This is a genomic window from Bacillus sp. WMMC1349 (genome assembly GCF_013155385.1).
In the GTDB taxonomy this organism is placed as follows: Bacteria; Bacillota; Bacilli; order Bacillales; family Bacillaceae; genus Bacillus.
Genome location: NZ_JABJUQ010000007.1, coordinates 672,485 through 686,244 on the forward strand (window position 1 = coordinate 672,485; position 13,760 = coordinate 686,244).

Below are 13,760 nucleotides of genomic sequence, written 5' to 3' on the forward strand. Positions count from 1 at the left end.
TATTGAAAAAGACATTATGTTTGGTTTCTATGGTGGGGATTCTGATGCTCTCTGCCTGCGGACCGAATTTTGGGGGCGAAGAGGAGCAAGAGATGGTTCAAAAGACGCAAAAGTCAAAAGAAAAAGCGATCATCCCCAAATACAACATCTCTGATTCATATTACAAAATGGTTCTTCCGTTTAAAGCTGGAAAAGCGCGGGGATTAACAACCGAGCGTTTGAATACGAGGCTTGATATTGATGAATTTGAAACCGGTATGATGCGTCTGGCACAAGATTCTTATCCAACAGATGATTATCTTTTTCAAGAGGGGCAATATCTAGACGAGGATACGGTGACAAGTTGGCTGGCTCGGAAAAAGACAGGATCTGATTTGGAAAAAGAAAAGAAAAAAGATAAAGATTTTAAAAATCTCGGTTTGAATCCGGCACTATCTGGAAGTGGTTCAAAGGATAAGCAAAATAAAGATAACCCGATTTATCTTGCCCATATGCTTGAGCACAACTATCTTGTCCGTAAAGACAAGGATACGATTGAGCTTGGCGGTGTAGTGATTGGTCTCGCACTTAACTCAGTTTACTATTATCGAGAGGATGTCGGCGAGCCGCAAAAAGAAGTAATGATCAGTGATAAAAAACTGAAACAAGAAGGCGAAAAGATCGCACAGGAAGTGGCGAAACGTGTTCGCAACAAGGACAGCTTAAAAAACATACCGCTGACGATTATCCTTTACAAACAAGCGCCAAAATCGTCCATCGTTCCTGGTAACTTTATTGCCAAAACGGATGTCAAAGCAGGTACAAGTGAAATAGGCGACTGGGATAATATTAACGAAGAATACGTTTTCTTTCCATCTGATGAAGGAAAGGAAAAACATCAGGATGACTGGGAACTATTTAAACGTTTCAAAAATAAAGTGGATTCCTATTTTCCAAACTATACTGGAGTCGTAGGCACAGCTCTTTATAAAGATGATCAAATGAAGACCATGAAAATTGATATCCCGATGCAGTTTTATGGGAAAAGTGAAGTCATTGCCTTCACACAATTCCTGACTGGTGAAGTGATGGATTACTATGGAAAAGGCGATCTGAATGTCGAAATCAATATTAAATCATCTGAAGGTCAAGAAGCTGTTATCCTGAAAAAACCAGGTGACAAAGAACCAACTGTTCATATTTATGATAAATAAGTTTTAGACGGGGCTGTCCAATAAAGTGGACGCCCTTTTCACGTTTAACAAATGGAGCTGTCTAAAAAGGACTTTTTAGACAGCTCCTTCTTCATTGACGAATTTAAAGAGTATCACATTTAACCCCAACAACACCGTCGATTGCTTTAATATCATAATAAACGTCAGTCACATAACGCTTCTTATGTACCATGACTTTCGTTTCCATAATCGGAAAATCCTTTTCACGCATATCATCGATACGGACGGAATGAATTCGAATCTCCTTTTTTTTCATTTCCTTCAGGATATCTGTCATTTTATGTTTATCAGATAATGACATGCGAACTCGTATTTCTTTTTCCTGCAATCGGTTCGGACCGATTTTGCCAACAAACCATGGCAAAAATTCAACACTGACTAAAATAAAGGCAAGACTAACAAACGCTTCTTTATAAAAGCCGGCACCGATTGCCACTCCTAGACCTGCTGCACCCCAAATCATCGCAGAAGTGGTAAGACCTGAGATGACATCATTGCTTTTTCTTAAAATCACACCGGCTCCGATAAAACCAATTCCAGAAATAATCTGTGCTGGCAGTCGTAACGGATCCATCATAATTCTGTTTGATTTTGGAAAATGGTATGCCGCATCAATGCTGATCATTGTTAATACACATGAACTGATCGCAATGACAATACAGGTTTTTAAGCCGAGCGGCTTATTTTTTAGTTCCCTTTCAAGACCGATGACCATGCCGATTAATGTTGCTATCCCTAGCTTCATAAATGTAGCAAATTCGATATGCCAATCCATGTCTCCACCTCCCCCCTTTACAGAATATGTTACATCATATTTGCCGGAAAAACGTAATGAAATGCCTAAAAGGATATGAAAAGCCGCCAAGAAACGCATCCTTGGCGGCTTTATCATGCCATTAAATATTAAAAAGTATGTTGTTTTCCATGTGTTTGTTCCATTTCTTCAAATAGATCTGTAGCTTCTTTAGCCGGTATACTGCTGACTAGACTGACAATAATAATCGTAGCCAAGCTAATGAAGAACCCAGGAATCAGTTCATAGATACCTGTTTTATCCTTCAGGTCAGCGATGATCCAGATTAATACGGTAACAGCTCCTGTAATCATCCCTCCTAAAGCGCCCCACTGGTTCATTCGTTTCCAGTATAAGCTGAGGAGAATCGCTGGTCCAAATGCCGAACCAAATCCAGCCCAAGCATAACCGACAAGATCAAGGATTGTATCATTCGGATTTAAAGAGAGTAGAATGGCGATGACAGCAACGAGTAACACACTAAGCCGTCCAACGAAAACAAGTTCGCGATCTGTTGCTTTGCGGCGGAAAAATGTTCGGTAAAAATCTTCGGTCATGGCACTTGATGTCACCAAAAGCTGAGACGATACCGTACTCATAATGGCTGCGAGCAATGCAGAAAGTAAAAATCCAGTGATCAATGGATGGAACAATACTTTTGAAAAGACGATAAAAATCGTTTCCGGGTCTTTAAGGGTCGCACTTGTATTATGAACATAAGCTACCCCAATTAAGCCGACAAGCACTGCTCCGAGTACGGAGATGATCATCCAGCTCATCGCAATGCGGCGTGCTGGTTTTAGCGCTTTTACAGATGATATCGCCATAAATCGGACGATAATGTGCGGCTGCCCGAAGTAGCCTAATCCCCAGGCAAGAAAAGAAATAATGCTAATGACGGTCGTTCCTTTGAAGAAATCTAACAGGCTTGGTTTGACTTCTCCTATTGTATCAAATGTCGGTGTGATTCCACCCAAATCCGTAAAGGCAACGATCGGCACGAGCACTAGTGCGACAAACATAATCATACCTTGCAGAAAGTCAGTTAGACTGACAGCCAAAAATCCCCCAAACAACGTATAAATCATAACGACTGCAGCTGTTACAATTAAGCCAATTCTATAGTCGAATCCAAATGCCGTTTGAAACATTCGACCACCTGACACCATTCCCGCTGATGTATACAGCGTGAAAAACACGATAATGACGAGGGCTGATGACAGCCGTAAGATTCTTGTTTTATCATTAAAACGGTTTTCAAAAAAGTCAGGAATTGTAATCGCATCATTTGCTACTTCTGTATATGTGCGCAAACGAGGTGCGACAACCAAATAATTGACATAAGCTCCAACTGTCAAACCAATGGCAAGCCAACCGCCGGAAAGACCTGTAGTATACAAGGTTCCCGGTAGACCCATTAACATCCAACCGCTCATATCTGATGCGCCAGCTGATAATGCTGTAACAGCAGGACCAAGACCTCTGCCGCCAAGCATATAGTCATTCAGGTTGGTTGTTTTTCGGTATGAATACCAGCCGATTAACAACATAACGCCAAAATAAATCCCCAAAGCAATTATTATTTCAATTTTCACGTTTCTTATCTCTCCTCTTTACATTAATTTGGCATCACCTCTTTTGGATTTTAATCAACACTGATTTTTTGTGTACGAAGAATAAATGCAGAGCCTCTCTTTAAAAAATCAAGTATTGATAAATTCGGCGCTGCCAATATGGATCGTACTTAGTTACTTAAACTATCAAACAATTGCAAATCGATCAACCGTATAAAATGATTTCTTTTTCTGAAAAAATCTTGAATTTTACGATCAACAATACAATGAAAACGCTTACAATAAAATATAAAGTAAAAATATTCAGAAAATTAGTACATGCCATTTAAGAGAAATTGACTATTTGAAATAGGGTTTATCTACGGTTTTATTGCTTTGCAATGCGGAAATTTGGTATGATCAATATTATATGACTAAGGAAAGAATCATCTTGGAGGTGTTTTTTATGTCGCGTATTTCTATAGAAGAAGTAAAACATGTCGCCCACCTTGCTAGACTTGCGATTACAGATGAGGAGGCGGAAATGTTTACAAAGCAACTCGACAGTATCATTACGTTTGCAGAAGAGCTGAATGAAGTGGATACAGAGAATGTTAAACCAACAACACATGTATTGCAAATGAAAAATATGATGAGAGAAGATGTCCCGGGTAAAGGCCTGCCGGTTGAGGACGTTGTTAAAAACGCACCTGACCATAAAGACGGCTATATTCGAGTACCATCAATTTTGGACTAAAGGAGGGGGCGTAAAACGATGTCACTGTTTGATCACAAAATATCTGAACTTAAAACGCTCATACATAAAAAAGAGATCAGTATCTCAGATTTAGTCAATGAATCTTATCAACGAATTCAAAAAGTGGACGGAAAGGTGCAAGCCTTTTTACAGCTTGATGAAGAAAAAGCTCGCGCATATGCAAAGGAGCTTGATGAGGCGGTAGGCAGTCGAGATGAACATGGTCTGCTTTTCGGATTGCCGATTGGCATTAAGGACAATATTGTCACAAAAGATCTACGGACAACTTGCGCAAGCAAAATTTTACAAAATTTTGATCCGATTTATGATGCAACTGTTGTTCAGCGCCTTCACGAAGCTGAGGCTGTTACAATTGGAAAATTGAATATGGATGAGTTTGCAATGGGGTCTTCTACAGAAAACTCTGGATACCAAAAAACGAAAAACCCTTGGAACTTAGAAACGGTTCCAGGCGGTTCAAGCGGCGGCTCAGCGGCGGCAGTTGCAGCAGGGGAAGTACCATTTTCACTCGGATCAGATACAGGCGGCTCGATCCGTCAGCCGGCATCTTTCTGTGGTGTTGTCGGTTTAAAACCGACATATGGCCGTGTTTCAAGATATGGTCTTGTTGCATTTGCTTCTTCATTAGATCAAATCGGTCCAATTACAAGATCTGTTGAGGATAATGCCTATCTTCTCCAAGCCATTTCCGGGGTTGACGAGATGGACTCGACAAGCGCAAATGTCGAAGTGCCTGATTATCTGTCCGCATTAACAGGTGATATTAAAGGGCTTAAAATCGCAGTTCCGAAAGAATATCTTGGTGAAGGTGTTGGACAAGCTGCCAAGGATTCGGTTCTTGCAGCTTTAAAAGTATTGGAAGGCCTTGGGGCAACTTGGGAAGAAGTGTCTTTGCCGCATAGTAAATATGCGCTTGCCACTTATTATTTGCTCGCATCTTCTGAAGCTTCAGCCAACTTGGCTCGTTTTGACGGTATCCGCTACGGTTATCGAACTGATCGTACCGATAACTTGATTGACCTTTATAAACAGACGCGTGCCGAAGGCTTTGGCAATGAAGTCAAGCGCCGCATTATGCTTGGAACGTTTGCATTAAGTTCAGGATATTATGATGCTTATTATAAAAAAGCACAGAAAGTTAGAACATTGATCAAAAAAGACTTTGAAGATGTATTTGCAAACTATGATGTCATTATCGGACCAACAACGCCTACACCTGCGTTTAAACTTGGAGAAAAAACAAGTGACCCACTAACAATGTATGCGAATGACATTTTGACGATTCCTGTCAACCTTGCTGGTGTACCAGGAATTAGCGTGCCATGCGGTTTTGCTGATGGTTTACCGCTTGGTCTGCAAATCATTGGCAAACATTTTGATGAGAGCACAGTATACCGCGTTGCCCATGCCTATGAACAAGCAACAGACCACCATAAACAAAAACCTGAATTGTAAGGGGTGATAATCCATGAATTTTGAAACGGTAATCGGACTTGAAGTCCATGTAGAATTAAAAACAAAATCAAAAATCTTTTCAAGTTCACCAACACCATTTGGTGCAGAAGCCAATACCCAAACAAGTGTCATCGATTTAGGCTATCCGGGTGTTCTCCCTGTTTTAAATAAAGAAGCAGTCAATTTTGCAATGAAAGCGGCAATGGCTTTAAACTGTGAAATCGCAACAGAGACAAAATTCGACCGAAAAAACTATTTCTACCCAGATAATCCGAAAGCATATCAAATTTCTCAATTTGATAAACCGATCGGTGAAAACGGCTGGATTGAGATTGAAGTTGAAGGAAAAACAAAACGGATCGGTATCACTCGTCTTCATTTAGAAGAAGATGCTGGAAAACTGACACATACAGGTGACGGATACTCTCTTGTTGATTATAACCGTCAAGGAACACCGCTTGTTGAAATTGTCTCAGAACCAGACATCAGAACACCTGAAGAGGCATATGCCTATCTTGAAAAGCTAAAATCGATCATTCAATATACAGGTGTTTCCGACTGTAAGATGGAGGAAGGTTCACTCCGCTGTGATGCCAATATTTCCTTGCGTCCAATTGGTCAGGAACAATTCGGTACAAAAACAGAACTTAAAAATCTAAACTCATTTGCCTTTGTTCAAAAAGGTCTTGAGCATGAAGAAAAACGCCAGGCACAAGTCCTTCTTTCAGGCGGTGTGATTCAACAGGAAACGCGTCGCTATGATGAGGCATCAAAGACAACAATCTTGATGAGGGTTAAAGAAGGTTCTGATGATTACCGTTATTTCCCTGAACCTGATCTTGTAGAGCTTTATATTGATGATGAGTGGAAACAGCGTGTTAAAGACACCATTCCAGAACTTCCTGATGAACGCCGCAAACGTTATATCGAAAAACTTGGATTACCAGCTTATGATGCAAAAGTGCTGACATTAACGAAAGAGATGTCCGATTTCTTTGAAGCTGCTGTTGAAAAAGGTACTGACGCAAAACTTGCCTCCAACTGGCTAATGGGTGAAGTATCTGCTTATTTGAATGCACAGCAGAAAGAACTTGCAGATGTTGCACTGACACCTGAAGGTCTTGCCGGTATGATTAAGCTGATTGAAAAAGGAACGATTTCCTCTAAAATCGCTAAAAAAGTCTTTAAAGAATTAATTGAAAACGGCGGAGATCCAGAGAAAATTGTCAAAGAAAAAGGACTTGTGCAAATTTCTGATGAAGCAACACTAAGAAAACTTGTTACAGATGCACTTGATAACAACCCGCAGTCAATCGAAGACTTTAAAAACGGAAAAGACCGAGCAATCGGCTTCCTTGTGGGACAAATTATGAAAGCTTCAAAAGGCCAGGCAAATCCACCGCTGGTCAATAAGTTCTTGCTTGAAGAAATCAATAAACGTTAAAAAAGCAGCCGCAGGGCTGCTTTTTTAGTGTAATAACTCTATTCAATCAGTAGTACTGCCATCATCAATTGTCCATAAGAAAATGAGAAATCATCTCGAATAGTCCTTGCAAATTCTTTTGTTTTTCTAAGTTTGTCAGCATTCCTTTTATTACAGGTTTTCTGACCACATCTTTTTTCAGTTCTTCTTCAATGACTTCAAGTGTGATGATAATATCTTCTGGAAGTTCAACCTCTTTTTTTAGTTTGTCAATTTCCTGCAATATTTTCATTTGATCTGTGTGATTGTCGCCGTTTCGGTAAGAATAAAAGATATCTAAATTAAGCATTGGTTTCTCACCACTTGTGAGAAGTCCATCAATCATCTCATCGACTCTTCTGACGATGAAACTGGCCAGTTCATCAATATCAATATCAAGTTCGTGAAAGATAAATAAATTTTGATAGGACTGAACAATTCCTTGGACGATAATGGATAGATCAGCAAGATAAGGTTGGCAAGTGTCTCCATATGCTGAGAAAAGGACATCATAATAAGTTTCATGAAACTTATCACTGATCTCTTGAAAATATTCTTTGATTTTGCTGTTCTCTGGGATGCTATGTTCACTGATCATCACTAGAATAAAGTCGCGCTGCTCTTTGCTTTCTTTAAATTGATAAGCAATCTGTTCTTTGAAAATTTCTTTCGGGATTGCATGTTTTTCCTGAATTCTCTTCATATTGTCCATCATTCGATCGATATAATATTTAATGATATCTAATAAAAGTGCGTCTTTAGATTTAAAATGTAGATAAAAAGATCCTTTCGAGATCTCACATTCATTAACGATGTCTTGAACGGTTGTTGAAGCAAACCCTTTTTTTGCGAACAGGCGAAGACCTGCTTTAATAATTTTTTCCTCTTTTTCTGTCATAAAAGTGCCCCTTTTAACTTTAAAATTAGTTAAATTTTAATGGATATCAGTTGACCCTGTTTATCCGTACAGTTTATTATTATCTAGAATGACCAGTCAGTCAAATCTGTATTATTGATTATTTCAAGAAAAAAATGGAGGTTGTAATGAATTCTATCATCAATTTTGTGCTGAAGAACAAGTTCGCTGTATGGCTTTTAACAATCATTGTGACGTTGGCTGGCTTATATGCCGGCTTGAATATGAAACAGGAAACCATTCCAGACATTAATACACCGATCATCACAGTCACGACAACTTACCCTGGGGCAACACCTGACGAAGTAACTGAGAAGGTGACAAAGCCGATTGAACAGGCTGTCCAAAATATGAACGGTGTCGATGTTTATACATCAACTTCATTTGAAAATGCATCATCAGTTCAAATTCAATATGAGTTTGAAAAAGATATGGATGAGGCAAAAGATGAAGTAGCAGAAGCACTCTCTGATTTAAAATTGCCAGATGGTGCAGAAAAACCAAAAATTTCTCGAATGAGTTTTAATGCTTTTCCAATTATGTCACTAAGTGTTTCAAGTGAAAAAGATTCGCTTGAAGATTTAACCACGACCATTGAAAATGATATCGTTCCATCTTTAAAAGGACTTGATGGAGTCGGTACTGTCCAAATTGCTGGTCAGCAGGTAAAAGAAGTTCGTTTATCTTTTAAAGAAGACCAATTAAAAAAATACGGTCTTGATAAAGAAACTGTTAAAAACGTGATCAAAGCTTCTGACATCAAAATGCCTTTAGGTCTGCAAACCTTTGGAAATAAAGAAAAATCCGTAGTCGTTGATGGAAACATTATCAGTTTGAAAGATTTAAAAAACATGCGGATTCCGGTCACTGGGCAACCTTCTGGTGCAGCTCAAGCAGGCCAGGGTGCACAAGCTGGACAAGCAGCACAGACACCAACAAGCGTACCACAAAGTACTACTGGGGTGCCAACAGTTAAACTTTCAAAAATTGCTGATGTGAAGCTTGTCGGTGAAGCAAAATCGATTTCTCGAACAAATGGTAAGGAAAGTATCGGGATTCAAATTGTGAAAGCGGCAGATGCCAATACTGTTGTTGTTGCAGACCATGTGAAAGAAGAACTGAAAAAGTTTGAAAAAGATCATAAAGGCTTAAAATTCAATACAACTTATGATCAGGCTAAACCGATTGAAGAGTCTGTGAGCACGATGTTAAACAAAGCGATTTTTGGTGCATTGTTTGCAATTGCGATCATTCTCTTGTTTTTAAGAAACATCAAATCAACGATAATCTCAGTCGTGTCGATTCCATTATCACTGTTGATCGCGATCTTTATTCTTAATCAGATGGATATTACGCTCAACATTATGACTCTTGGAGCGATGACGGTTGCCATAGGCCGGGTCATTGATGACTCGATAGTGGTTATTGAAAATATTTATAGACGAATGGCTCTGAAAGAAGAAAAACTGAGAGGAAAACAATTAGTCCGCGAAGCAACAAAAGAAATGTTTATGCCTATCATGTCTTCAACAATTGTGACAATTGCGGTCTTTTTACCGCTAGGTTTGGTAGGTGGAATGGTCGGCGAATTATTTATGCCGTTTGCTCTGACAATTGTCTTTGCGTTGCTTGCTTCTCTGTTGATCTCAATTACGCTTGTACCAGCAATGGCGCACAGCCTCTTTAAAAAAGGACTGACAGGCCAAACGAAACTAAAAGAACATAAGCCAAGCAAATTGGCTGATGTTTATAAAAACATTCTCAACTGGACATTGAATCATAAATGGATCACTTCAGGAATCGCAACCTTAATGCTTGTCGGAAGTTTGCTATTGACACCATTTATCGGTGTTAGCTTCTTGCCAAGTGAAAAAGAAAAAACAGCGATGATCACGTATAGTCCTGAACCAGGCCAAACGCGAAGCCAAGCAGAAAAAGAAGTCAAAAAAGCAGAAGAGGTCCTTTTGAAGCGAGATCATGTCAAAAGTGTTCAGCTCTCACTCGGATCTGAAAATCCAATGAACCCGGGCAACACAAATGATGCACTCTTCTTTGTCTCTTATGATGAAGACACACCTAACTTTGATAAAGAAAAAGAGCGCGCTGTGAAAGCGATCCAGGAAAAGGCGAATAAAGGTGAATGGGAATCGCAAAATATGTCATCGTCCGGTGCAAACAATAAAGTCAGTTACTTTATTTATGGCGACAAAATTTCAAGTCTTGAAGGCACTGTAAAAGATGTCGAAAAGATTATGAAAAAAGAATCAGGGCTGAAAAATGTAGATTCCAGTTTAGCAGAGTCTTATGAAGAATTTACATTCAAAGCTGATCAAGAAAAACTCAGCAAACTAGGGCTTACTGCTTCACAAATTGCTGCTGAACTTATGCCTGAACGGAGCCAAACTGCACTGACTCAAATTGAAAAAGATGGAAAAGAACTTGATGTCTATGTTCAGACAGACAAAAAAGATCACAAAAAAATTAGTGATTTAGAGAACAAAATGATTCAAACGCCACTTGGGCAAAAAGTAAAAATTGGTGATGTTGTTGATCTCAAGAAAGGTAAAACGTCTGACACAGTGACAAGACGAGACGGCAAAATTTTCGTTGAAGTCAGCGGTGATTTAACAACAGATGATGTGTCAAAAGTATCGCAAGACATCCAGAAAAAAGTTGATAAACTTGACTTGCCGTCAAATGTTGACATCGATACTGGCGGAGTTACGAAAGATATCGCCGAATCATTTTCCCAACTTGGGCTCGCCATGCTTGCTGCAATCGCGATCGTCTATTTAATTCTTGTCATCACATTCGGTGAAGCATTGGCACCATTTGCTATTCTGTTCTCACTCCCATTTGCAGTAATTGGCGCGCTTGTCGGTCTCTTTATTGCAAAAGAGACGATCAGTTTAAATGCGTTAATCGGAGTATTGATGCTAATCGGAATAGTAGTAACAAATGCGATTGTCTTAATTGACCGAGTCATTCACAAAGAACGCGAAGGACTTTCAACGAGAGAATCCTTGCTTGAAGCAGGAGCAACAAGGCTTCGTCCGATCTTAATGACCGCTTTTGCAACAATTGGCGCACTTTTGCCACTTGCACTAGGATTTGAAGGCGGAAGTCAAATCGTCTCTAAAGGACTTGGTGTTACCGTAATTGGCGGTCTGACAAGCTCAACACTTCTAACACTTGTGATCGTTCCGATCGTTTATGAAGTATTAAGCAAATTCAGACGCAAGAGCCGGAAAACTGAAGAAGAATAAATAACAACAAAGCCTTAGTTCCCCGAATCGGTGGCACTAAGGCTTTTTTTTGAATTGTTCGGATTTACATTGATTTCTAATGACAATTTCTTCCGATCTAATGATGGAATATTACAGGAGTGTATGGATAAAATAAGCAAATCAAAAATGATATGTAAGGAGCAAAACATACTATGAAAAAAACAACAATCATTGCATGTTTTACAGCGCTGATGCTTACACTTCCGAACCTTGCAAACGCCCAATACTACGTAAAAAAGGGTGATACACTCACAGGCATCGCCAAAAAACATCATATGCGCTACGCTGATTTAAAAAGCTTAAACCCCCAATTTACAAATCCTAATTTAATTCGTGTTGGAGATTTTGTCGTTGTTCGCTCTAAAAATAAAGCAAAAGACCTTGTGGAATACGCACGCAGTTTACAGGATGTAACCACATATGTTTATGGAGGAAAGAAACCCCCAACAAAAACAGACTGCAGTGGGTGGGTACAACACGTTTACAAAAAATTCGGAGTGAAATTGCCAAGGACAAGCAGAGACCAAGCCAAAGTAGGTCAGCCAGTCTCCTTTAAACAATTAAAACTCGGTGACTTAATGTTTTTCAGCACAAGAGCTGACAAAGTCATTACACATGTTGGCATTCACATGGGTAAAGAATATTGGATCTCTAATTTAAGCGCTAAACAAGACGTTGAAATTTTAAGCACTTGGGGCAGTTGGACAAAAAAATACTTTCTTTGGGGACAAAGGGTTTTATAAACGTTTAAAGACTCAGAGTTAAGCCTAATCATGAGGACTAATCAGTGCTAACACTTGATGGTCCTCCCATTTTTCTTTAATTTTAACATTTTTCCGAGCAATTCCTTCTTTATGAAATCCGGCTTTTTCTAACACTCGAATCGATGCCAAGTTGTGAGGTATGACTCCAGCTTCAATGCGATGCAGTTTTAAATCAGAAAATGCAAACGCAGTTATTAATTTGACAGCTTCTGTCGTATAGCCTTTGCCATTATGTTTTTGGTCTAAAAAATAGCCGATAAAAGCACTTTGTAAAGAGCCGCGGCAAACTTGAAAAAGATTGATCGTTCCTAGCAGCACATCATTTGCCAACTGGAAAATACCAAATTCATATTGTTCATCATCTTGCCTCATAGTTGAGAACTCTTGAAGTCGTTTCTTTTGTCCTTCGACTGTATAAAAATCAGAAGACCGTTCCATGGAAAACTGTTCAAAAAAATCACGGTTATCCATCTGCAATTTAAGGCATGCTTCAGCATCATTTACAGTTAGTGGTCTGATATAAATGGATTTACCTATTTTCATGTCATTCGTCTCCATATTAGCTTTTTTCATTAATTCTTCCAAATACGCAAAAAACCTCTGTCGATCAACTTGATCAATGACTCTCATGACTCTGCCATCAGGATGTTCTTCTATCGTTCCTTGCCGCGGACTTTCTGTGTGAACAATGGCATTGACACTTTTAAAACGGATCAGATCTGTTGCTTCAAGTGACAATGTAGTGAGGACATCCCAAAGATAGTAAGTCGAATTTGTCTCGTTATGTACAAGCGGCGGACAGATTGCATAACATTGACCGACAAAGTCAATGCCGATATACTTCCGCAAGCTCGCCCAATGCATGCGGATCTCATTTGTTAGGGGCACTTGTCTTGTACTTTCAAGTGTCATCATATTGATTGGAATATTGTGATCAAACACCGTTTCCACACTAGCTGGATCCCAGAAAGCGTTCCATTCCGCCGTCCCGTCGTGTCCAGGTTCTTCCACATTCCCTTTTTTAAGAAAAGTACCACCCATCCAGACCAGCTTGTCAATCTGGGTTACAATCGTCGCATCTTTTCTCAGAGCACGGGCCAAGTCTGTCAATGGACCAGTAAACAGCAAGGTGACTGGCTTAGCACTCATTTTTAACAGGTTGATCAAATGAAGGTGGGCGGGAAGAACAGAAATTGGAGTCCTACCTACACCTTTTTCGTTTAAAATCGGTAGCGCATTAACATAATAGGAGTGCATCCGCCATTCACTTGGGAAAGAGTGCACCCCTCGTGAATTGGAAGCGGAAATTTCCAGAGGATAAGAACCGAAGCGGTCAATGATTTTTCTAGTGGCACCTAAAGCTGGCTCCAAGTAACAATCAGCAGGAATCACAGATGCTCCAATTAATTTAATGTCTTTCATTTGCAAGATGAGAAATAAGGAGACGAGGTCATCTACCCCTCCGTCATGGTTAAAATAAACAATTTTTTTCATAACTTCATCCTCCCTTATTGATATTTTACATTATTTACACTTGA

General features: G+C 39.5%; 10 protein-coding genes and 1 pseudogene. 6 read left to right on the top strand and 5 right to left on the bottom strand.

What is annotated here, in order from left to right; genetic code table 11:
• Nucleotides 1-2: 2 nt before the first annotated feature.
• Nucleotides 3-1,193 carry a CamS family sex pheromone protein gene (locus HOO54_RS05845; protein WP_172293326.1) on the top strand — a complete coding sequence of 397 codons (1,191 nt, stop codon included), beginning with the start codon at nucleotides 3-5 and terminating at the stop codon, nucleotides 1,191-1,193.
• A gap of 103 nt (nucleotides 1,194-1,296) precedes the next feature.
• On the opposite strand, the gene HOO54_RS05850 is transcribed toward HOO54_RS05845, so the two are convergent.
• Both HOO54_RS05850 and putP read right to left on the bottom strand, forming a co-directional pair.
• Nucleotides 1,297-1,989 carry an MgtC/SapB family protein gene (locus tag HOO54_RS05850; protein WP_172293328.1) on the bottom strand — a complete coding sequence of 231 codons (693 nt, stop codon included), beginning with the start codon at nucleotides 1,987-1,989 and terminating at the stop codon, nucleotides 1,297-1,299.
• Nucleotides 1,990-2,117: 128 nt separating this feature from the next.
• The gene (putP, locus tag HOO54_RS05855; RefSeq protein ID WP_172293330.1) at nucleotides 2,118-3,602 is read right to left on the bottom strand and encodes a sodium/proline symporter PutP; all 1,485 of its coding nucleotides are present in this window, start codon (nucleotides 3,600-3,602) and stop codon (nucleotides 2,118-2,120) included.
• A gap of 424 nt (nucleotides 3,603-4,026) precedes the next feature.
• Between putP and gatC the strand changes: the two genes are divergently transcribed.
• From gatC to gatB, 3 genes are read left to right on the top strand one after another with little or no spacing between them, the layout of a single operon-like run.
• Entirely contained in the window at nucleotides 4,027-4,317 is a 291-nt protein-coding gene (gene gatC / locus HOO54_RS05860; protein ID WP_172293333.1) for an Asp-tRNA(Asn)/Glu-tRNA(Gln) amidotransferase subunit GatC, read from the top strand.
• 18 nt (nucleotides 4,318-4,335) lie between these two features.
• Nucleotides 4,336-5,793, top strand: a complete 1,458-nt coding sequence (gene gatA, locus HOO54_RS05865; protein WP_172293335.1) for an Asp-tRNA(Asn)/Glu-tRNA(Gln) amidotransferase subunit GatA — start codon at nucleotides 4,336-4,338, stop codon at nucleotides 5,791-5,793.
• 13 nt (nucleotides 5,794-5,806) lie between these two features.
• Nucleotides 5,807-7,237: an Asp-tRNA(Asn)/Glu-tRNA(Gln) amidotransferase subunit GatB gene (gene gatB / locus HOO54_RS05870; RefSeq protein WP_172293337.1), complete on the top strand. Its 1,431-nt coding sequence runs from the start codon at nucleotides 5,807-5,809 to the stop codon at nucleotides 7,235-7,237.
• 64 nt (nucleotides 7,238-7,301) lie between these two features.
• On the opposite strand, the gene HOO54_RS05875 is transcribed toward gatB, so the two are convergent.
• Entirely contained in the window at nucleotides 7,302-8,153 is an 852-nt protein-coding gene (locus HOO54_RS05875) for a TetR/AcrR family transcriptional regulator (protein WP_172293339.1), read from the bottom strand.
• A gap of 146 nt (nucleotides 8,154-8,299) precedes the next feature.
• On the opposite strand from HOO54_RS05875, the gene HOO54_RS05880 reads away from it, so the two are divergent.
• The gene (locus HOO54_RS05880; protein ID WP_172293341.1) at nucleotides 8,300-11,437 is read left to right on the top strand and encodes an efflux RND transporter permease subunit; all 3,138 of its coding nucleotides are present in this window, start codon (nucleotides 8,300-8,302) and stop codon (nucleotides 11,435-11,437) included.
• A gap of 173 nt (nucleotides 11,438-11,610) precedes the next feature.
• Complete coding sequence (locus HOO54_RS05885) at nucleotides 11,611-12,201, top strand: C40 family peptidase (protein WP_172293343.1); 591 nt, start codon at nucleotides 11,611-11,613, stop codon at nucleotides 12,199-12,201.
• A 24-nt stretch (nucleotides 12,202-12,225) separates the two neighbouring features.
• Here the strand turns inward: HOO54_RS05885 and HOO54_RS24120 are convergent, their stop codons facing one another.
• Both HOO54_RS24120 and HOO54_RS24125 read right to left on the bottom strand, forming a co-directional pair.
• Complete coding sequence (locus HOO54_RS24120) at nucleotides 12,226-12,795, bottom strand: GNAT family N-acetyltransferase (RefSeq protein WP_309244899.1); 570 nt, start codon at nucleotides 12,793-12,795, stop codon at nucleotides 12,226-12,228.
• A pseudogene (locus tag HOO54_RS24125) lies at nucleotides 12,781-13,716 on the bottom strand (nucleoside hydrolase); the annotation flags it as partial. The gene HOO54_RS24120 and the pseudogene HOO54_RS24125, both read right to left, overlap by 15 nt.
• Nucleotides 13,717-13,760: the final 44 nt, after the last annotated feature.

Bases quoted from the DNA above. Each gene is read 5' to 3' on its own strand.
- gatC (WP_172293333.1), top strand. From the start codon at position 4,027: ATGTCGCGTATTTCTATAGAAGAAGTAAAACATGTCGCCCACCTTGCT.
- HOO54_RS05885 (WP_172293343.1), top strand. From the start codon at position 11,611: ATGAAAAAAACAACAATCATTGCATGTTTTACAGCGCTGATGCTTACA.
- HOO54_RS05880 (WP_172293341.1), top strand. From the start codon at position 8,300: ATGAATTCTATCATCAATTTTGTGCTGAAGAACAAGTTCGCTGTATGG.
- gatA (WP_172293335.1), top strand. From the start codon at position 4,336: ATGTCACTGTTTGATCACAAAATATCTGAACTTAAAACGCTCATACAT.
- gatB (WP_172293337.1), top strand. From the start codon at position 5,807: ATGAATTTTGAAACGGTAATCGGACTTGAAGTCCATGTAGAATTAAAA.
- HOO54_RS24120 (WP_309244899.1), bottom strand. From the start codon at position 12,795: ATGAAAAAAGCTAATATGGAGACGAATGACATGAAAATAGGTAAATCC.
- HOO54_RS05875 (WP_172293339.1), bottom strand. From the start codon at position 8,153: ATGACAGAAAAAGAGGAAAAAATTATTAAAGCAGGTCTTCGCCTGTTC.
- HOO54_RS05850 (WP_172293328.1), bottom strand. From the start codon at position 1,989: ATGGATTGGCATATCGAATTTGCTACATTTATGAAGCTAGGGATAGCA.